This is a genomic window from Flagellimonas sp. (assembly GCF_965233845.1).
In the GTDB taxonomy this organism is placed as follows: Bacteria; Bacteroidota; Bacteroidia; order Flavobacteriales; family Flavobacteriaceae; genus Flagellimonas.
Genome location: NZ_OZ247584.1, coordinates 4,068,589 through 4,087,452 on the forward strand (window position 1 = coordinate 4,068,589; position 18,864 = coordinate 4,087,452).

The 18,864-nt window shown below is 42.2% G+C and carries 19 protein-coding genes; 15 read left to right on the forward strand and 4 right to left on the reverse strand.

The genetic code is table 11. The annotated features are described in order from the left end of the window. Positions 1–153: 153 nt before the first annotated feature. Positions 154–411 (forward strand): hypothetical protein, encoded by a 258-nt coding sequence (locus ACO6S0_RS18150; RefSeq protein WP_420401535.1) that lies wholly within the window; start codon positions 154–156, stop codon positions 409–411. 119 nt (positions 412–530) lie between these two features. Here the strand turns inward: ACO6S0_RS18150 and thiL are convergent, their stop codons facing one another. Continuing rightward, entirely contained in the window at positions 531–1,577 is a 1,047-nt protein-coding gene (gene thiL, locus ACO6S0_RS18155; protein ID WP_422349702.1) for a thiamine-phosphate kinase, read from the reverse strand. A gap of 65 nt (positions 1,578–1,642) precedes the next feature. On the opposite strand from thiL, the gene ACO6S0_RS18160 reads away from it, so the two are divergent. Beyond that, entirely contained in the window at positions 1,643–2,932 is a 1,290-nt protein-coding gene (locus tag ACO6S0_RS18160; RefSeq protein WP_422349703.1) for a choice-of-anchor B family protein, read from the forward strand. A 9-nt stretch (positions 2,933–2,941) separates the two neighbouring features. Beyond that, positions 2,942–4,282 carry a hypothetical protein gene (locus ACO6S0_RS18165; RefSeq protein ID WP_422349704.1) on the forward strand — a complete coding sequence of 447 codons (1,341 nt, stop codon included), beginning with the start codon at positions 2,942–2,944 and terminating at the stop codon, positions 4,280–4,282. A gap of 3 nt (positions 4,283–4,285) precedes the next feature. Here ACO6S0_RS18165 and ACO6S0_RS18170 read toward each other — a convergent pair whose 3' ends face one another. Next, positions 4,286–4,696: a DUF302 domain-containing protein gene (locus ACO6S0_RS18170; RefSeq protein WP_422349705.1), complete on the reverse strand. Its 411-nt coding sequence runs from the start codon at positions 4,694–4,696 to the stop codon at positions 4,286–4,288. 173 nt (positions 4,697–4,869) lie between these two features. On the opposite strand from ACO6S0_RS18170, the gene ACO6S0_RS18175 reads away from it, so the two are divergent. The 10 genes from ACO6S0_RS18175 (at position 4,870) to ACO6S0_RS18220 (ending at position 12,954) form a co-directional block, all read left to right on the forward strand. Continuing rightward, complete coding sequence (locus tag ACO6S0_RS18175; RefSeq protein WP_138836632.1) at positions 4,870–5,199, forward strand: HesB/IscA family protein; 330 nt, start codon at positions 4,870–4,872, stop codon at positions 5,197–5,199. Positions 5,200–5,244: 45 nt separating this feature from the next. Continuing rightward, the gene (gene sufB, locus ACO6S0_RS18180) at positions 5,245–6,690 is read left to right on the forward strand and encodes a Fe-S cluster assembly protein SufB (RefSeq protein ID WP_422349706.1); all 1,446 of its coding nucleotides are present in this window, start codon (positions 5,245–5,247) and stop codon (positions 6,688–6,690) included. A gap of 83 nt (positions 6,691–6,773) precedes the next feature. Beyond that, the gene (gene sufC / locus ACO6S0_RS18185) at positions 6,774–7,526 is read left to right on the forward strand and encodes a Fe-S cluster assembly ATPase SufC (protein WP_420401540.1); all 753 of its coding nucleotides are present in this window, start codon (positions 6,774–6,776) and stop codon (positions 7,524–7,526) included. Between the two features lie 75 nt (positions 7,527–7,601). Beyond that, positions 7,602–8,918: a Fe-S cluster assembly protein SufD gene (gene sufD / locus ACO6S0_RS18190; RefSeq protein ID WP_422349707.1), complete on the forward strand. Its 1,317-nt coding sequence runs from the start codon at positions 7,602–7,604 to the stop codon at positions 8,916–8,918. A gap of 3 nt (positions 8,919–8,921) precedes the next feature. After that, entirely contained in the window at positions 8,922–10,148 is a 1,227-nt protein-coding gene (locus tag ACO6S0_RS18195; RefSeq protein ID WP_422349708.1) for an aminotransferase class V-fold PLP-dependent enzyme, read from the forward strand. A 93-nt stretch (positions 10,149–10,241) separates the two neighbouring features. Then, the gene (locus tag ACO6S0_RS18200) at positions 10,242–10,706 is read left to right on the forward strand and encodes a Fic/DOC family N-terminal domain-containing protein (protein WP_422349709.1); all 465 of its coding nucleotides are present in this window, start codon (positions 10,242–10,244) and stop codon (positions 10,704–10,706) included. Next, positions 10,666–11,397, forward strand: coding sequence for a Fic family protein (locus tag ACO6S0_RS18205; protein ID WP_422349710.1), 732 nt, complete (start codon positions 10,666–10,668; stop codon positions 11,395–11,397). The genes ACO6S0_RS18200 and ACO6S0_RS18205 overlap by 41 nt, the downstream gene beginning before the upstream one ends. A 73-nt stretch (positions 11,398–11,470) precedes the next feature. After that, the gene (locus ACO6S0_RS18210; RefSeq protein ID WP_422349711.1) at positions 11,471–11,893 is read left to right on the forward strand and encodes a SufE family protein; all 423 of its coding nucleotides are present in this window, start codon (positions 11,471–11,473) and stop codon (positions 11,891–11,893) included. Between the two features lie 74 nt (positions 11,894–11,967). Further along, positions 11,968–12,297 carry a DUF59 domain-containing protein gene (locus ACO6S0_RS18215; protein WP_422349712.1) on the forward strand — a complete coding sequence of 110 codons (330 nt, stop codon included), beginning with the start codon at positions 11,968–11,970 and terminating at the stop codon, positions 12,295–12,297. A gap of 150 nt (positions 12,298–12,447) precedes the next feature. Further along, positions 12,448–12,954 (forward strand): DUF2480 family protein, encoded by a 507-nt coding sequence (locus tag ACO6S0_RS18220; RefSeq protein ID WP_422349713.1) that lies wholly within the window; start codon positions 12,448–12,450, stop codon positions 12,952–12,954. Positions 12,955–13,001: 47 nt separating this feature from the next. On the opposite strand, the gene ACO6S0_RS18225 is transcribed toward ACO6S0_RS18220, so the two are convergent. After that, positions 13,002–14,510 (reverse strand): IPT/TIG domain-containing protein, encoded by a 1,509-nt coding sequence (locus tag ACO6S0_RS18225; RefSeq protein WP_422349714.1) that lies wholly within the window; start codon positions 14,508–14,510, stop codon positions 13,002–13,004. Positions 14,511–15,017: 507 nt separating this feature from the next. On the opposite strand from ACO6S0_RS18225, the gene ACO6S0_RS18230 reads away from it, so the two are divergent. After that, positions 15,018–15,947 (forward strand): DUF3078 domain-containing protein, encoded by a 930-nt coding sequence (locus tag ACO6S0_RS18230; protein WP_422349715.1) that lies wholly within the window; start codon positions 15,018–15,020, stop codon positions 15,945–15,947. A gap of 452 nt (positions 15,948–16,399) precedes the next feature. Here ACO6S0_RS18230 and hflX read toward each other — a convergent pair whose 3' ends face one another. Then, entirely contained in the window at positions 16,400–17,611 is a 1,212-nt protein-coding gene (gene hflX, locus ACO6S0_RS18235; protein WP_422349716.1) for a GTPase HflX, read from the reverse strand. A 261-nt stretch (positions 17,612–17,872) separates the two neighbouring features. Here hflX and ACO6S0_RS18240 point away from each other — a divergent pair, with 261 nt between their 5' ends. Then, positions 17,873–18,817: an endonuclease gene (locus ACO6S0_RS18240; RefSeq protein WP_422349717.1), complete on the forward strand. Its 945-nt coding sequence runs from the start codon at positions 17,873–17,875 to the stop codon at positions 18,815–18,817. Positions 18,818–18,864: the final 47 nt, after the last annotated feature.

Here is an 18,864-nt window from a genome sequence, read left to right on the forward strand (position 1 = left end):
CAGATAGGTTCACAAAATAAAAAGTTATCAACAGCCGTTGCAGTAATAAATGTCTAATCTAAAACATTAGAGTTATAAAATAGAATTACAGTTAAATGTTACCGCATTTTTCGATCCCCAAATCGTTTGAATGCTCCCAAACAAAACCAACTTATGAAGACTTCCTCCTCCCACAACCATGGCAACAAATTTTCTTCTTTCTTCTGCAACATATTTGGACACCACTATGTAGTTTCCAAAAAGGTTACAGAGCATATTAAAGAGTACAAATGCCTGCATTGTCAAAAAGAAGTGACCACGGATGCAAGTGGTAAACTTTCTGCTTTGACCCCACAGCGACAGGACATCAATAGTACTCTGGCAGATATGTATCGCAAAAGACGCAATAGACAAGTTCCCCAAGTGGCATAGTAAGTGCCACGCTTTTAAAAAATTTCAAGGGTTATCCCGGAAATTAAGTAAGCAACTCGTTCAGTGCAGTCGCGTGCCCCAAGACCGTCTTTCGAGTGTTGCCCTTGTTTTCGGGATTTTTATTTGTTGAAGGAACTCCAACCCTGGGCGGTCAATGCAATTTTTGTGTTGGCTCTTGTGATCAAATGGGTTCCCTCTGCTTTTGAGGTCATGTGACCAATTACCGTTAGGTTGGGATTGGCCTTGATCTTTGGGAAATCCGCTTGGTCGATAGTAAAAAGCAGCTCGTAGTCCTCCCCGCCATTCAAGGCTATGGTTGTGGAATCCATTTTAAACTCTTCGGAGGTGGAAATTACTGTAGGATCCAAAGGAATCTTATCCTCAAAAAGATTGCAACCCGTTCCACTTTGCTCGGAGAGGTGCAAAATTTCCGAAGAAAGTCCGTCGCTGATATCAATCATAGCGGTTGGTTTTACCTCAAGCTTCTCCAGTAGTTCCACAATGTCTTTTCGAGCTTCAGGCTTTAACTGCCTTTCTACAATATAAGAGTAGGGGTCAAGATCGGGTTGGCTGTTGGGGTTTACCTTGAACACCTCTTTTTCACGTTCCAAGATCTGAAGCCCCAAGTACGCACCCCCCAAATCTCCGGTTACAACCAACAGGTCATTGGGTTTGGCACCTGATCGATAAACCAAATCATCCTCATTGGCAACCCCAAGTGCTGTTACGCTAATCAACATCCCCTTGGTGGATGAGGTTGTATCACCTCCTACTAAATCCACCTTGTAAATTTTGCAAGCTTGGGCAACCCCGGCGTAGAATTCTTCAAGGGCTTCCAAAGGAAATCGGTTGGAAACTGCAAGCGACACCGTAATCTGCGTTGCAGCGGCATTCATGGCATAGATGTCCGAAAGGTTTGCCATTACGGCTTTATAGCCCAAATGTTTTAGGGGCATGTAGCTCAAATCAAAGTGTACGCCTTCCACCAAAAGATCAGTGGACACAATGGTTTTTTGGTTCTTAAAGTCCAGAACCGCAGCATCATCTCCCACCCCTTTCAAAGACGAGGGTTGGGTCAATTCAAAATGTTGGGTCAGATGTTTGATCAAACCAAATTCACCTAATTGCTCCAGGGCAGTTCGCTGAGCATTCTTGTTTTCTAGCATTTTGCAAAAGTAATTAGGATAATTATAAAATGGTATCTTTAAATTGAACTTAAAATTGCTTTGAAATGGTAAAACCTCACTTTACCATCCTTTTGGTTTTCATTATACTATCCTGTTCCAGTGATGATAGCTTTGTTTCGCCCATGGACAATGGAGGAAATAATGGAGGAAACAATGGGGGTAACAATGGCGGGGGCAGCACAATAGATATAGGAAGCGGAGATGTAACACGTGGGGCCACACCTTGTGAAAGTGGAATGGCGGCAATTTATCCCTGTGATGGATATGATTTGGTGTTCCATATGAATTTGGGTTCCTTAAGCGCAGGTTCCGGGAATGATATCTGGGGCTGGACAGATACCGAAAACAGTAGAGAGTATGCCTTGATCGGCCTAAACAACGGAACCGCTTTTGTCGATATCACTGACGCTTCCAATCCCATATATATTGGAAAAATGCCAACGGCAACGGATAATAGCACCTGGAGAGATGTTAAAGTCTATAATAACCATGCCTTTGTTGTTTCGGAAGCCCCCGATCATGGGATGCAGATTTTTGATTTGACCAGACTTCGGAATGTTCAAAATCCGCCGCAGGTTTTGACAGCGGATGCGCGTTACACGGGAATTGGGAATGCCCATAATATTGTCATTAATGAAGAAATGGGCTATGCCTATCCCGTAGGAACGGCACGAAACGATGCCTTTAACGGAGGGGTTCATTTCGTTAGCATTCAAAGCCCTACCAGTCCGTCTGGAGTTGGCGGTTATGGGGGCAACGGATACACCCATGATGCCCAGGTGATTACCTATCAAGGGCCGGACACAGACTATACCGGGCAAGAGATTTTTGTTGGAGCCAATGAAAGCCAAATTGCCATAGTGGATATCACGGACAAATCCAACCCAGTAGGGATATCTACTTTGTCCTATACCAATGTGGGGTATACCCATCAGGGATGGTTTACTGAGGATCACCGTTACTTTATTTTGGGAGATGAACTGGATGAACCCGATTTTGGATTCAATTCCCGAACCCTCATTTTTGATTTTTCCGATTTGGACAACCCAAGCCTGCACACTACCTATTTAGGCCCTACAGGTGCTATAGACCATAACGGCTATGTGTTGGGAGATGAGTTTTTCCTGGCCAATTATTCCGCGGGACTGAGAGTCCTTGACATTTCGGATATTGAAAATGAGAATATTTCGGAAAAGGCTTTTTTTGATACCCTTCCAGCTAACAATACTGCTGGATTTGATGGGGTTTGGAGTGTATATCCCTTTTTTGAAAGCGGTAAAATTGTTATCAGTGATACAGTTGGTGGCCTCTTTGTCATCCAAAAGGCCAATTAAAATTGCACCATGAAGAAGTTAGTAGGAATGTATATGCTGGCAATGCTAGTGGGTTGCCTCAATGACGATTCACCAACAAACCTTCCCTCACAACGAATCTTTGAGGGAGAGGTGGATTGGATGATAAGTTTTGGAGGTAGTGGCGAGGATACGGCTCAATCCGTGATCCAAACTTCAGATGGCGGCTATGCGGTTTTAGGTTATAGCAATAGTATGGATGGGGATTTGGCAGGTAAGTCCACCAGTGTTAATGACTATTGGTTGCTGAAGCTGGATCAAGAAGGTAATCTAAGTTGGAGCAAAACCTACGGAGGAACCAAAGATGACCGGGGGCAGTCCGTGATTCAAACCAGGGATGGGGGCTATGCTATAGTGGGCTATGCCATGAGTGATGATGGAGATGGGAGCAACAACGAAGGGTTCCACGACAACTGGATTTTGAAATTGGACAATTCTGGGAATATTCTTTGGGAAAAGAGCTTTGGATTTTCTGGTCACGACCATTCGTATGATGTGGTTGAGACGGCCGATGGCGGGTTCTTCTTCTCAGGTTTTTTGGATGTAACCTCCTCTGGCGGAGCAGGGAATGAGGGTAAAGGCGGTTATCTCACAAGGCATGGGGTTGGTGAATTTTGGGGAACCAAATTGGATGCACAAGGCAATCTGGAATGGCGCAGATATTTTGGAGGAACCAACAATGACCGCTCCTATGGTGTGGTTCAGGCGGACGATGGTGGATTTGTTCTGGCGGGAGCTTCGGAAAGCGATGATTTTGATATTACCGATCCTAAAGGAAGCTATGATTTTTGGGTGCTCAAAGTGAGCAATCAGGGAGAATTACTTTGGCAGCAGTCTTTTGGAGGAACAGGCATTGACAAGGCCTATGGTATAGCCAAAACTTTGGATGGTGGCTATGTGGTTACTGGAAACACGTTCAGTGCGGATACGGATATTTCAAAAAACAATGGAGAGTCTGATGTGTGGTTGATCAAGGTAAGTGATACCGGCGCATTGATTTGGGAAAAAACGTATGGAGGAACAGCCTTTGATGCCGCCCAGTCCGTGAGCATAACTGCAGAAGGAGGCTTACTGATTGCGGGAAATTCCAAAAGCTCGGATGGAGATGCCCTGGAAAACCAAGGAGAAAACGACCTTTGGATAATCAAGACGGACGCATTGGGGAACATTGAATATCAGCAAACTTTCGGGGGTTCCGGCATTGAATTTGGATTTGATGTGGTAGAGAGCCACAAGGGCAGTCTGCTCCTTGTTGGTGAAAGTGCCAGCGAAGACTTCCCAGGGCTTGTGCCAAAAGGAATGACCGATCTTGTGGTCATCAAAATAAAATAATGGCTATTGAGTTGCCTTTTTGCTTATACTGGATAGCGCATTCGAGATCATTTCTGCAATGTCATTTTTATTGGCAATATGATGTCGTTTCAATAAATAGTCAGGGTCATTGTACGTTAGAAAGACCTTTCCGTCAATGTCTTCCCAAACCAATATTTTTTGAGGTAGATCAATAGCTATGGTTCGGGACAGCTGCATTAAAGGAGTCCCAAGGTTAGGATTGCCAAATAGGATCAGTTTGGTTCTGGGAAGCTCTAAACCTACCCTTTTTGCATTGCTGCTATGGTCAATTTCAGCAAGTATTCCAATTTTCGGATTGTTTTCCAACGCATCCCGAACAATCTGATAGGTTTTCTCAAAAGATTGCGCACTTGTTAACTGAACAAGACCTTGACTTGTTTCTTTATCGCTCATTTTAAAAAAGATTGATTTTACAATAGGATTGAATATTCAATTTATGACACAACCATGAGTCGCTAAAAATAGAGAAACCTTATTGTAAGATTCGTTATTATAATGTTAGGAACTATGGTAAAACCCTACTAAACACCTATATTTGTAGGCTATTTAGAATAAATTCAAGTAGAATGATAAAAGTTTCGGAAACAGCCAAACAAAAGGTAGTTAGCTTGATGACTGAGGAAGGCTTCGATGCATCCACGGACTTTGTTCGGGTTGGAGTAAAAAGCGGAGGTTGTAGTGGATTGTCCTATGAACTGAATTTTGACAAATCCGCAGCAGAAAACGACAAGGTTTTTGAGGATAATGCTGTACGGATCATCGTAGATAAAAAGAGCTTTTTGTACTTGGTGGGCACCACGCTGGAATATTCCGGGGGACTAAACGGTAAAGGCTTTGTCTTCAACAATCCCAATGCCCAAAGAACATGCGGGTGCGGAGAAAGCTTTTCACTCTAATTGAACATTGTTAATTGCCCATTGCACATTGGCTAAATGTAAAGTATGGCTTATACAGAGGAAGAATTAAAAAAAGAACTGGAAACCAAGGAATACGAGTATGGTTTCTATACAGATATTGAATCGGACACCTTTCCCAAGGGATTGAGCGAGGACATTGTAATTGGCATTTCCCAAAAGAAACAGGAGCCGGAGTGGATGACCGAATGGCGTCTGGAGGCCTTCCGTGCTTGGAAGGCGATGGATGAACCGGAATGGGCCAACGTGCAATACGAGAAGCCAAATTTTCAGGACATCTCCTATTATTCCGCACCCAACAAAAAACCCAAGTACAATAGCTTGGACGAGGTAGATCCCGAGTTGTTGGACACTTTCAAGCGGTTGGGAATTTCCTTGGATGAACAGAAAAAGTTGGCAGGTGTTGCGGTAGATATTGTAATGGACTCTGTTTCTGTGGCCACTACCTTCAAAAAGACCCTGGCAGAAAAAGGAATTATCTTTTGTTCCATTTCTGAAGCAATACAAGAGCATCCGGAATTGGTCAAAAAATATATCGGGACCGTGGTTCCGCGTAAGGATAATTTTTATGCGGCGCTGAATTCCGCTGTGTTTTCCGATGGATCGTTCTGTTACATTCCAAAAGGGGTACGATGCCCCATGGAACTTTCCACGTATTTCAGGATCAATCAAGCAGGAACAGGTCAGTTTGAAAGAACCTTGGTGATTGCTGACGAAGGCAGTTATGTAAGTTATTTGGAGGGCTGTACCGCACCGTCTAGGGATGAGAACCAACTGCACGCAGCAGTCGTGGAGCTGATTGCCCTGGATGATGCCGAGATAAAATATTCCACGGTTCAGAACTGGTTCCCTGGCGATAAAGAAGGTAAAGGGGGCGTATTCAACTTTGTGACCAAAAGAGGGATTTGCGAGAAAAATGCAAAAATTTCTTGGACACAGGTGGAAACAGGTTCCGCAGTAACCTGGAAATATCCATCTTGTGTGCTTAAAGGTGACAACTCCATTGGGGAATTTTATTCCATTGCCGTAACCAACAATTTCCAACAGGCAGATACGGGAACCAAAATGATCCACTTGGGCAAAAACACCAAGAGTACCATTATTTCCAAGGGAATTTCTGCAGGACAATCACAAAACAGTTACCGTGGTTTGGTTCAGGTGAATAGTAGGGCAGAAAATGCCCGGAACTTTTCACAATGTGACTCGCTTTTGATGGGTAACCGCTGTGGCGCCCATACTTTCCCCTATATCGAAGCAAAAAACAAGTCGGCTCAAATAGAGCATGAGGCCACCACCAGTAAAATTGGGGAGGATCAAATTTTCTATTGTAACCAAAGGGGGATTGATACGGAAAAGGCCATAGCCTTGATCGTAAACGGTTTTAGTAAGGAGGTTTTGAACAAGCTTCCCATGGAGTTCGCCGTTGAAGCCCAAAAATTATTGGAAATAAGCCTGGAAGGCTCAGTAGGATAGCCTCGACTCCGCTCAGCTACCTATCAGGGTGATTGAGCGTAGCCGAAATCAAATAATTCAAACTAAGAAGACAATTTTTGAAAATGCTAGAGATAAAGAATTTACACGCCAGCGTAGAGGATAAAAAAATCCTTAAGGGAATCAACCTTCAGGTGAATCCGGGAGAGGTCCATGCCATTATGGGGCCCAATGGTTCCGGGAAAAGTACCTTGGCTTCGGTAATTGCAGGTAAAGAAGAATTTGAGGTTAAAAAAGGGAGCATTGCCCTGGAAGGTGAGGATTTGGAAGAGTTGGCTCCCGAAGAAAGAGCGCATAAAGGAATTTTTCTTTCCTTCCAATATCCCGTTGAAATTCCTGGGGTTTCCGTGACTAACTTTATGAAAACAGCCATCAATGAATCCAGAAAAGCAAGAGGCTTGGAGGATATGCCTGCCAACCAGATGCTAAAATTGATCCGTGAAAAATCTGAGCTGTTGGAAATAGACCGTAAGTTTTTGTCCCGATCCCTCAATGAAGGATTTTCTGGAGGAGAGAAAAAACGGAATGAGATTTTCCAAATGGCGATGATGGAGCCTAAGCTGGCTATCTTGGATGAAACCGATTCCGGATTGGATATCGACGCACTTCGCATTGTGGCCAATGGGGTCAACAAGTTGCGTGGCGGAGAGAATGCCATCATTGTGATTACCCACTATCAAAGATTGCTGGAATACATTGTACCGGACTTTGTGCACGTATTGCACGACGGAAAAATTGTAAAATCGGGCACCAAGGAATTGGCTTTGGAATTGGAGGAAAAAGGATATGACTGGATAAAGCAGGAGACGGTTGTTTAAAACAGAAATGAGATTTCAGATGTCAGATATCAGAAATTGACAAACTGATAACTGGTAATTGATAATTGATAAAGAATGGATTTAAAAGATAAATTACTTTCTTCATTTATAGCTTTTGAGAACAATGTGGATTTGGACAATCCCATACACGAAGTTCGGTCAGAGGCCATCAAGAATTTTGAGGAAAAAGGGTTTCCTTCCAAAAAAGAAGAGGCTTGGAAGTATACTTCCTTGAACAATCTTCAAAAAGTGGACTTTAGTGTGTTTCCCAAACAGGAAAATACGCTGGAGTACAAGGATATCAAAAAGTATTTCCTTCACGAGATAGATACTTACAAGATTGTCTTTGTTGACGGGGTCTATAGCTCGTACTTGTCTGAAACCACCCATGATGGGGTAGATGTCTGTTTGATGAGTGCCGCCTTCAGCAAGCCCATGTACAAGCAGATCATAGAGCTTTATTTTAATAAGGTGGCCTCCAAAGACGAGTCGCTTACTACCTTGAATACAGCCTTTAGTAGAGAGGGAGCCTATATTTATATCCCAAAGAACAAGGCGCCAAGAAAGCCCATACAGATCATTCATTTTGCCACTGGAAACGAGGCGGCTTTGATGCTTCAGCCCCGGAATTTGATCATTGCAGAAGAAAATGCTGAGGTACAGATTATTGAACGTCATCAAAGCTTAACGGAAAATGAAGTGTTCTCTAATGCCGTGACAGAGATTTTTGCAGCCAAGGATGCCATTGTGGATTACTACAAAGTTCAAAATGATGCGAAGACCGCTTCCTTGGTGGACAATACCTATATTTCCCAAAAAGATAACAGCGTTGTTCGGGTACATACCTTTTCCTTTGGGGGGAAACTAACGCGCAACAACCTTAATTTTTATCAAAACGGGGAACGAATTGATTCAACCTTAAAAGGGGTGACCATTTTGGGTGAAAAGCAACATGTGGATCATCACACCTTGGTACACCATGCGCAGCCTAATTGCGAAAGCCATCAAGATTACAAGGGAATTTTTGGGGAAAGGTCCACAGGAGTTTTCAATGGGAAGATCATCGTAGATCAGATAGCCCAAAAAACAAATGCCTTTCAGCAGAACAATAACATTCTGCTCAGCGACAAGGCAACAATTAATACCAAGCCCCAATTGGAAATTTTTGCAGACGATGTAAAATGCTCCCACGGCTGTACCATTGGTCAGTTGGATGAAGATGCTTTGTTCTATCTACAATCCAGAGGAATTCCAAAGAAGGAAGCCACCGCATTATTGATGTACGCCTTTGCCAACAATGTATTGGAAAGTGTTAGGATTCCGGAGTTGAAAAAGCGGATCAACAAGATTATCGCAAATACCCTGGGAGTACGTGTTGGATTTGATCTGTAAGCTATGTTGGAAGTAGGCTTGGATATCCAAAAAATCCGAAAGGATTTCCCCATTTTGCGAAGAGAGGTGAATGGAAAGCCGCTAGTGTACTTGGACAATGCAGCAACATCCCAAACCCCTCAGCAGGTCATTGATGTAATTGTGGATTACTACCACAGGTACAATGCCAACATCCATCGTGGGGTGCATACCCTGTCCCAAGAAGCTACAGATGCCTATGAGGCTGCCCGGGGAAAAATCCAGACCCATTTCAATATTGCCAAAGCTTACGAGGTAATCCTAACTTCGGGAACTACCCATGGTATCAACTTGGTGGCCAGTGGATTTACTTCACTGCTCAAAAAAGGAGATGAGATTCTGGTCTCTGCCATGGAGCACCACTCCAATATTGTGCCTTGGCAGATGTTGTGTGAAAGAACTGGAGGCGTATTGAAGGTCATTCCCATGAACGAAAATGGGGAATTGGTCATGGGAGAGTTTCATAAGCTGCTTTCAGACCGAACCAAACTGGTATTCTGCAACCACGTATCCAATGCCCTAGGTACCGTAAATCCCATTGAAGCAATTATTGAAGCTTCCCATAAGGTAGGAGCTGCGGTGTTGATAGATGGAGCACAAGCGGCGGCCCATATCAAGGCCGATATGCAAGCTTTGGATGTGGATTTCTATACAGTTTCGGCCCATAAAATGTGTGGCCCAACAGGGGTTGGAATGCTTTATGGCAAAGAGGAATGGTTGAAGAAATTGCCCCCCTATCAAGGTGGAGGGGAAATGATTGCCGAGGTTACTTTTGAAAAGACCACCTATGCCGATTTACCACATAAATTTGAGGCCGGAACTCCCAATATTTGTGGCGGAATTGCTTTTGGTGCGGCACTGGACTATCTGAACGGCATTGGAATGGAAGCCATTGCCCAATACGAATCAGACTTACTTGATTATGCCACGGAGCAGCTGTTAAGTATTGAGGGACTTCGGATTTATGGTACAGCAGAGGACAAGACTTCGGTGATTTCATTCAATATTGAAGGCATTCATCCCTATGATATTGGAACCATCTTGGATAAATTGGGCATTGCCGTACGTACCGGGCACCACTGCGCACAACCTATAATGGACTTTTATGGAATTCCTGGAACCGTAAGGGCAAGCTTTAGCTTCTACAACACCAAAGCGGAAGTGGATGTGCTGGTGGAAGGCGTTCAACGGGCCAGGAACATGCTGATTTAATCCCATCTACTATTGGTGATAACTGCAAACATCAAATCTTTTATTTGCGAAAACACGAGGAAACTGCAAATATAAGTTATTATATTTGCAGTTATGTACGCTAAAAACCTTAACGAATTTGTTTCTGGAAGTTGGATTCAACAATTTAAGTACAAGAGTTTTTCGCCAAATGAAATATGCTTGCAATGGATAATAGCTGATCCAGAGATAAACTATTTAAATAGTTTGGCAGATAGATATATAGGCAGGTTGGATGCTTTTTCGGATAGAATTCCAAATCTTGATTTCTTTTTAACCACACATATTGCCAAGGAAGCTACTTTGTCCAGTAAAATTGAAGGGACACAGACTTCTATTGAAGATGCTTTTGTCAAGGAAGAAGATATTGAACCGGAAAAAAGGGATGATTGGTTAGAAGTTCAAAATTATATAAAGGCAATCAATCACGCTGTAGCAGAAATGGAAGAACTCCCCATATCTTCAAGATTAATAAAGCAAACGCATAAAATTTTGTTGGATGGGGGCAAGAGGAAAAGAGAAGCTTCCGGGAGAATTTAGAAAAAGCCAAAATTGGATTGGTAAAAGTTTAAAAGAAGCGGTTTTTGTTCCCCCTGTCCATCAGGAAGTGAACAGCTTAATGTCAGATTTGGAAAAACTGATACATTCCGAAAAAATGGAACCAGCTATTTTTATACCCCACCTAATAAAAATTGCCATGGTTCATTATCAGTTTGAAACCATACATCCATTTCTGGACGGAAATGGGAGAATAGGCAGATTGTTGATTACCCTTTATTTGGTGGACAAAGAAATCTTAAAGAAACCAATACTATATCTGTCCGATTTTTTTGAGAGAAACCGAAGAGACTATTATGATAACTTGACAGAAGTCAGAACCCACAATGACATCAAAAAATGGGTGACGTTTTTTCTAAATGGGATAATAGAAACCTCAAAAAAGGGAGTCGATACTTTTGACAAACTATTAAAACTAAGAGATAAGATTGAATTGCAGGAATTGGTAAAATTGGGAAGAAAACAGGAAGACGCGAGAAAGTTGATCAATCAACTGTACAAGTCTCCATTGTTAACAATTAATGATGCCGCAAAGTTTTTGAAAGTACACAACTCCACGGCCAATCGATTGATTACAGATTTGGAAAAATTGGGTATACTAAGGGAATATACCGGAAACAAGCGCAATAGAATATTCATATTTGATGAATACATCGGTTTGTTTTATTCATAATTATGTTTGTTAGGTTTATGCCAATTTTTTGACTGACAGCAACCCTAATCGTATTTTTGAACAAAATTTATAAATGACCATAGCTGAAATACAGGAAGAGATTGTTGACGAGTTTTCCATGTTTGATGATTGGATGCAACGGTACGAATACATGATTGAACTGGGCAAATCCCTTCCCTTGATAGAGGAGCAATACAAAACCGAGGACAATATCATAAAAGGCTGTCAAAGCAAGGTGTGGGTACATGCCGAACTGGACGATGAGAAATTGGTGTTTACCGCGGATAGCGATGCCATTATTACCAAAGGAATCATTGCCATTTTAATCCGGGCTTTCAGCAACCAAAGGCCACAGGATATCATAGATGCCGATACGGAATTTATTGATGAGATTGGACTTAAAGAACATTTATCGCCCACACGGGCCAATGGTTTGGTAAGCATGATCAAACAATTGAAGTTGTATGCGGTGGCCTATCAAACGCAGTTGAATTGAGTTTAGAAGGGTAAGAGTTTAGGAGTTTATAGGCCTTCTAAACCAATAAACATCTAAACACCTAAACTAAAAAAATGAGCGAAGAAACCACTATAGACACCCAAGAACTCGGCGAGAAAATCGTTGGGGTATTGAAGACCATTTATGATCCAGAAATTCCAGTGGACATTTACGAACTGGGGTTGATTTATGATGTGTTTGTCAACGAGGATTATGATGTGAAGATTTTAATGACCTTGACCACGCCCAATTGCCCGGTGGCAGAAACTTTACCGGTTGAGGTAGAGGAAAAGGTAAAATCCTTGGATATGTTAAAGGATGTGGAAGTCGAAATCACTTTTGATCCCCCTTGGACCCAAGACTTGATGAGTGAGGAGGCGAAGTTGGAGTTGGGACTTCTTTAAGCAGCAAGATGTGTTCCGAACGGATGCTGAGCGTACGCGTGTCGCTGAAGCTTTAGCGTAAGCATAGTCGAAGCATGTGCGGAATCCAGTTAGTTTAAAAAGATTCCTGTTGGAGTTTATACTGAGCCTGACGAAGTACAGGAATGACAAATGGAAGGAGAAATAAAAAACAGAGTAGCAGAAAGCAAACTGATCACCTTTGACCTTGAGGATCTATACCAAGAAGGCCGCAGGGAAGTATTGGATATAAAGGACTGGTTGCACGAAGGGTTTATTCTCCGCGAAAAAGAATTTAGAGCACATCTTGAAAGTGTGGATTGGTCTCAATACCAAGATGTCTATGTGGCTTTGACCTGCTCCACGGACGCTATAGTACCGGGTTGGGCCTATATGTTGGTGACCTCCAAATTGGCCCCTTTTGCCAACAAAGTGGTAATAGGCAATTTAGAAACTTTGGAAACTTCATTGTACCAAGAACAACTTTCCCAATTGAACTTGGAGTCTTTTAGGGATAAGCCTGTAATTATTAAAGGTTGTTCCAACAAACCCGTACCCGAAAATGCCTATATCATGGCCATGACCCAAATACAACAGGTTGCCAAAAGCGTAATGTATGGAGAAGCCTGTTCTGCGGTGCCTCTTTATAGAGAGAAATAATTAAGTCCATACTAATCAGCTACAGGCATTAAGAATACAACTACTATTTATTTCACAAAAATCGAGAAAGCTCTAGAAGAGTCTCCATTAGTGTTCAAAGTGAAGTAAAGCTCTCCATTTTTCCAAACTTTGCCTACATCCATGTTTCCGATTTGTTCCCAGCCAGCTACATATATATTCGTGGAGTGCTTAAAAATAGAGTTTGCGTCTGCATGCCCAACACCTTCAGTTAAATTAGTACGTGTCCCATTTTCCCATAATATCGCGATCTCTCCTTCCCCAATTCTTTCAAAGCCGCATGCATAAACCTTCCTGCCATCAAGAAGAATTGAGTTGGCCATGGCTAGATTCAATCCGTTGGTTAAAGTATTTGAAGATCCATTTGTCCAAACTGTTGCGAAATTGCTTTCGAAACCGGCAGCAAAAACAATATCATCATAGACAGAAACTGAGTGGGCATTGCCATTTTTAGAAAGATCGGCAGGTATTCCATTCTTCCAAACTTTTGCGACATCAACACTTTCAACCGATTCATATCCTGCTACATAGATGTCGCCATCATCAACAAATACAGAGTGAACACGTGAAGAATAGGTTCCATCTGTAAGTGTGTACAGAAGTTCACCGTTTTTCCATACTTTGGAAACATCGGTGTTTTCCCATTCGCGCCCGGCTACATATACGTTTTCGGCTTCGACAAATACAGATCTGGCCTCTGCATAACTTAGGCCGCTGGACAGGTGCATAGGGACACCATTTTTCCAAACTGTCGCAAATTCATAGGGACCATTTTCATTTACTGACTCCCCAGCAATATAAACATCTGAATTGTGGACGAAAATAGAACCCGCTTGTGTAGCTTTTTCTATGATGAAAGGTTCGTTGTTAATCCATAGGGTTACATTATAGGTGCCTACATTGTCATTAAATTGACTGCCAAGAACGTAAATATTAGGTTCTACATTTACATAACAACTCTTTATCACATTTCCAATTCTTGCATTTATATTTGTTGCACCTGTTTGTAATGCAGTAAGGTTGCCCGTATCATCAACTGTGACAATATCTGGATTCTCAGAAAACCATTTTATTGTATCTGAATGTTGCCCTGAAATGGTCGCAGTTAAGTTATAAACTTCATTCGTATGCAAATTCAGATTATTCTCACTAAGAATTATATTTAAAGTGTCTATATTATCTGCAGTAAAATCCAATTCATTAGCAACTATTAAGGAATCCACCGTATAAGTAGTTTGCCCCGCTACAGCAATGCTTATAGCGCCTGAGATTGCTCCATCAGGTATAGTAATAAAGATTTCCGTTTCAGTGGAACCCGTAACCGTGGCAACGGTGTTTCCAATCTTTACGGTTTTGTCGGCTATTGAGCTTCCAAAATTCCTGCCGATTATCCTGATACTTTGTCCCACCTGGCCTTCAATTGGACTGAAACCTTCAATTTGAGGTGCTCCTAAATTGGATTCTATTGTACTTATATCCTTTCCGCAAGAAAAAATCATTAAGCAAAATGCTATTGGCAAAAGCACTGTTTTTTTCATAATTTAAGTTTGTGGTTAAACCCTAAAGGAATGTCCAAAACGTCTATTTTGGCTCCATCAATTGACGGATGCCCTGTTTGGATTGATGGATGGGGGATTTTGGTGAAGGGTTAAAGTTGAAAATGGGAAATTGTTCTTTAGTAATCAGTAATCAGTAATCAGTGGACAGTAGGCAGTTGACAGTTAACGGTTAACAGCATCAAGCATCAAACATCGATTATCAGATAATGTACTTGTATTTGAGCTTGAACTTAACATGAGAGAGCAAGTTAAAACTGGACTAGATGAATGGTTGGATGCTATGATTTTTGGAATTGATTCTTTAAACACCAAACACCAAACACCAAACACCAAACACCAAACACCAAACACCAAACACCAAACACCAAACACCAAACATCAGTCATCGAGCATCGAACTTAAATTTGAGCTTGAACTTTGGTCTTAATTCCAAGTTTCTATGTGACCTTTTTTATTTTTGCGGTTCTAAGCATTAAACTCCGTACTATGAACAGACTACTTTTTACAGCAGCACTGCTTACAACATTTTTAACTCAAGCCCAAACGGCCGAGGAAATCAAAGCCGAAATGGCCCCAAAAAAGGATTCCATTGCCGCTATCCAAGGTCGGGTGGATGCCCTTCAAGCCCAATTGGATGCCCTGCCAGGATGGAAGGTGGGTGCCTTTGGAACCATTGGCGGAAGCTTGTCTAACTTTAACAACTGGTTTGCCCAAGGCCTTCCTAACAACAGTTCGGGAACTATTGGGTTTACCGTAAATGCGTTTGCCAACCAACAGGAAGAAAAATTCTTTTGGCGCAATGCGGCCAACATCAATTTGGGATGGGTAAAATTGGACGACAAGGACGATCCTACCGATGATGACGGATTCCGCGAAGCAACGGATGTGTTCAATATCTCATCGCTTTATGGGAGAAAACTCAGCGATAGGTTTGCAGTTTCCGGATTGGGTGAATACCGAACCACTATCCTGAGCAACTTCAATGACCCCGGGTATCTGGATTTGGGTGTTGGGGGTACTTGGACACCCATTACGGATTTGGTGGTGGTTGTTCATCCATTGAATTACAACTTTGTGTTTAGCAATGAGGACACCATATTCAATTCTTCATTGGGAGCAAAGATTGTGGCTGACTACACCAAGAAATTGGGAGCCGTGAGCTTTAAGACCAATTTATCCATGTTCCAAAGCTATGAGAGCGGGGATTTAAGCAACTGGACCTGGACCAACTCGTTTGCCTATACCTTATGGAAAGTGATAGGGGTTGGGTTTGATTTTGGTTTGCGAAACAACAAACAGGAGACCCTCAACTATATTGTAAACAATGCTCCAACACCTGACCCAACCGCAACCTTTGATTCCATTGATAATGAGTTGCAAACGTATTGGACCTTTGGGTTGAGCTATTCATTCTAGCTTTTGGTTCATTATAAACGACTGCTGACGTCAGTTCGAGTGCCCCGAATGAAATTCGGGATATATCGAGAACCCCAAGGAGCTTCAATACTTGGCTTAATGGTCTGACACGAACCTGCCTGCATGCCAAAGGCATGTAAACCGGCAGGCAGGTTGCTCGAATTGGCTCGAAGGACTAATTAACTTAAGCTCACTTCCACAATCAAAAAAGCCCTCAATCTTGAGGGCTTTTTTGTGGGGTTATTTTAAAAATTTGGGGTGTTTTGTGCACCAAGATCTAAGTAGGTTAAGCTTATGGAAGACCGGTTGTAACACTAACACTTAAAAACAATATGAAAGTAGCTTATCTGTTGTTTGTGCCTAAACTTTTGTTGTGAACAATCCAAAAGTTGTTGTGGAAAAGTTAAGGTTTTCCGTTTGTCGAAGAAGCATGTAATTTATCTGATCAAAAATCAGTACTGATCCAAATGTTCCGGATATAAAAAGTTGTTGTACGGGAACCGGGTAACGTGAATATCGCGCACTTCATCGTACACCCGTTTTCTAAACTCGTCCAAATTTTCCTTGTTCAACGCGGAAATAAAAAGGGCGCGATCACCAATCTTACTGAACCAGGTCTTTTTCCATTCTTCTATTGTAAAGTGCGCCTTGGTTTTTTCCGTGACCAAATCGTCATCTTCGATTACTTCCGCTTCGTATTGATCAATTTTGTTGAAGACCATAATGGTCTTTTTATCCGCACTTTTAATCTCATCCAGGATTTTATGGACGGAGGCAATATGTTCTTCAAAATTGGGATGGGAAATGTCCACCACATGTAAGAGCAAATCCGCTTCCCTTACCTCGTCCAAGGTACTTTTGAAACTCTCCACCAACTGGGTGGGCAATTTTCGGATAAAACCAACGGTGTCGCTCAGCAAAAAAGGAAGATTGCCAATAACCACTTTTCTGACCGTGGTATCCAAGGTGGCAAAAAGCTTGTTCTCCGCGAAAACGTCACTTTTGCTGATGACGTTCATTAGGGTAGACTTGCCTACATTGGTATAGCCCACCAAAGCTACCCTGACGAGAGCACCGCGATTACCTCTTTGAGTTTCCATTTGGCGGTCGATCTTGGACAGTTTTTTCTTTAACAACGCAATTCGATCGCGAACAATACGTCTATCCGTTTCAATTTCCGTTTCCCCTGGACCACGCATACCAATACCCCCACGCTGACGTTCCAAGTGGGTCCAAAGCCCGGTCAAACGTGGAAGCAGATATTCATATTGGGCCAGTTCCACCTGAGTTCGGGCATAGCTTGTTTTGGCACGTTGGGCAAAAATGTCCAGGATCAAACTGGTTCGATCCAGGATTTTGCACTTGAGGATTTTCTCAATATTATTCTGTTGGGCTGGGGAGAGCTCATCGTCAAAAATGACAGAACCTATTTCATTTTCCTTGACATAGTGCTGCACTTCTTCCATTTTACCGCTACCAATGTATGTCTTTGGATTGGGTACCTCAATACGTTGGGTAAACCTTTGGGTGACCTCCCCACCGGCTGTGTAGGTCAAGAATTCCAATTCATCCAAATACTCTTTAACCTTGGCATCATTTTGATCCTTATTGATTACTCCAATAAGCACCGCCTTTTCATAATCTATGGCTTTCTTTTCTAGCATTGAATAAAATAATGAGTGTTTTTGAAGCTAAGGGTTTCTATTTTGAAACCAAAGCCAACAACTCTGTTATTTGGATTCCCGCTTTGCGCCACCGCTAAAGCTTTTGGCGGCACGCGGTTGCGGGAATGACATTTCATAGGAGCCTCGTGGTCGGCCACAAGGAATCCTTTTCTATTAAAGTGCAAATCTAATCAATGTTTTGGAAGCTGTTTTTTGTACTTTGTGTTTTTAAACACTATTCCATTTAATTCCACAGAACTGATGCATCAGGAAGACCAGTTTACCATCGCTTTTTACAATCTTGAAAATTTCTTTGATACCCATGATGATCCCCATACCCTGGATGATGATTTTACCCCAGAAGGAAGAAAGGAGTGGAGTGAATCCAGGTTTCGGAAAAAGTCCAAGAAGCTGGGAAGGACCATTGCATTGATGGGAAAAGACTATAGCTCCGTGCCACCAGTATTGGTTGGGGTGGCCGAAGTGGAAAACAAAATTGCCTTGGATGCCATTCTTGGAACAAAGTCGATCAAGGAAGAGAATTATGATTATGTCCACTTTGATTCTCCGGATGAGCGGGGAATAGACACCGCATTGATCTACCATAAAGCCCATTTCAAAGTTTTGGGTGCGGAGACCATTCCGTTGCTGATTTCCAATGGTAATGGGGATAGGGATTACACCAGGGATATTTTATATGTACATGGAAGGTTACATGAGGAGGAGATACATGTCTTTGTTAATCATTGGCCCTCCCGAAGGGATGGAGCAGATGAAACAGAGCACAAGCGCATCAAAGCTGCGGAAACCGTTTTGAATAGGATCAATGGTTTGGAAAGCGAGAATGCGAATATTATCGTCATGGGAGATTTTAACGACGACCCCAATTCCAAGAGCATCAAAACCCTTATGGACTCTGGATTGTTTGTGAATCCCATGCAACAACTATTGTCGCCTGCAACCGGAAGTGCCAATTACAAAGGGGAATGGAGTTTGTTTGATCAGATCTTGGTTTCCCATAGTTTTTTGAACTATCAAAAAAGAACCCATAGTTTTAAAAAGGCCAAAATCTTCGCGCCAAAATTTTTAAAGGAATGGAAAGGAAAATATAAAGGCAACCCATTCCGAACCTATGTGGGGAAAAAGTACCTGGGAGGGTACAGTGATCACTTCCCTGTTTATGTAGTTTTGAAGGAAAATCGATAAAAACCAAAAGAAAGAAAATTACTACACAACACCTTTTAGAGGTTTCA

What these genes read in the sequence shown, in the direction of transcription:
- sufC (WP_420401540.1), top strand. Translation starts at nt 6,774, where the DNA reads ATGCTAGAGATAAAGAATTTACACGCCAGCGTAGAGGATAAAAAAATC.
- ACO6S0_RS18150 (WP_420401535.1), top strand. Translation starts at nt 154, where the DNA reads ATGAAGACTTCCTCCTCCCACAACCATGGCAACAAATTTTCTTCTTTC.
- ACO6S0_RS18215 (WP_422349712.1), top strand. Translation starts at nt 11,968, where the DNA reads ATGAGCGAAGAAACCACTATAGACACCCAAGAACTCGGCGAGAAAATC.
- ACO6S0_RS18200 (WP_422349709.1), top strand. Translation starts at nt 10,242, where the DNA reads ATGTACGCTAAAAACCTTAACGAATTTGTTTCTGGAAGTTGGATTCAA.
- sufD (WP_422349707.1), top strand. Translation starts at nt 7,602, where the DNA reads ATGGATTTAAAAGATAAATTACTTTCTTCATTTATAGCTTTTGAGAAC.
- sufB (WP_422349706.1), top strand. Translation starts at nt 5,245, where the DNA reads ATGGCTTATACAGAGGAAGAATTAAAAAAAGAACTGGAAACCAAGGAA.
- hflX (WP_422349716.1), bottom strand. Translation starts at nt 17,611, where the DNA reads ATGCTAGAAAAGAAAGCCATAGATTATGAAAAGGCGGTGCTTATTGGA.
- ACO6S0_RS18160 (WP_422349703.1), top strand. Translation starts at nt 1,643, where the DNA reads ATGGTAAAACCTCACTTTACCATCCTTTTGGTTTTCATTATACTATCC.
- ACO6S0_RS18220 (WP_422349713.1), top strand. Translation starts at nt 12,448, where the DNA reads ATGGAAGGAGAAATAAAAAACAGAGTAGCAGAAAGCAAACTGATCACC.
- ACO6S0_RS18225 (WP_422349714.1), bottom strand. Translation starts at nt 14,510, where the DNA reads ATGAAAAAAACAGTGCTTTTGCCAATAGCATTTTGCTTAATGATTTTT.
- ACO6S0_RS18205 (WP_422349710.1), top strand. Translation starts at nt 10,666, where the DNA reads ATGGGGGCAAGAGGAAAAGAGAAGCTTCCGGGAGAATTTAGAAAAAGC.
- ACO6S0_RS18165 (WP_422349704.1), top strand. Translation starts at nt 2,942, where the DNA reads ATGAAGAAGTTAGTAGGAATGTATATGCTGGCAATGCTAGTGGGTTGC.
- ACO6S0_RS18175 (WP_138836632.1), top strand. Translation starts at nt 4,870, where the DNA reads ATGATAAAAGTTTCGGAAACAGCCAAACAAAAGGTAGTTAGCTTGATG.
- thiL (WP_422349702.1), bottom strand. Translation starts at nt 1,577, where the DNA reads ATGCTAGAAAACAAGAATGCTCAGCGAACTGCCCTGGAGCAATTAGGT.
- ACO6S0_RS18240 (WP_422349717.1), top strand. Translation starts at nt 17,873, where the DNA reads ATGCATCAGGAAGACCAGTTTACCATCGCTTTTTACAATCTTGAAAAT.
- ACO6S0_RS18210 (WP_422349711.1), top strand. Translation starts at nt 11,471, where the DNA reads ATGACCATAGCTGAAATACAGGAAGAGATTGTTGACGAGTTTTCCATG.
- ACO6S0_RS18195 (WP_422349708.1), top strand. Translation starts at nt 8,922, where the DNA reads ATGTTGGAAGTAGGCTTGGATATCCAAAAAATCCGAAAGGATTTCCCC.
- ACO6S0_RS18230 (WP_422349715.1), top strand. Translation starts at nt 15,018, where the DNA reads ATGAACAGACTACTTTTTACAGCAGCACTGCTTACAACATTTTTAACT.
- ACO6S0_RS18170 (WP_422349705.1), bottom strand. Translation starts at nt 4,696, where the DNA reads ATGAGCGATAAAGAAACAAGTCAAGGTCTTGTTCAGTTAACAAGTGCG.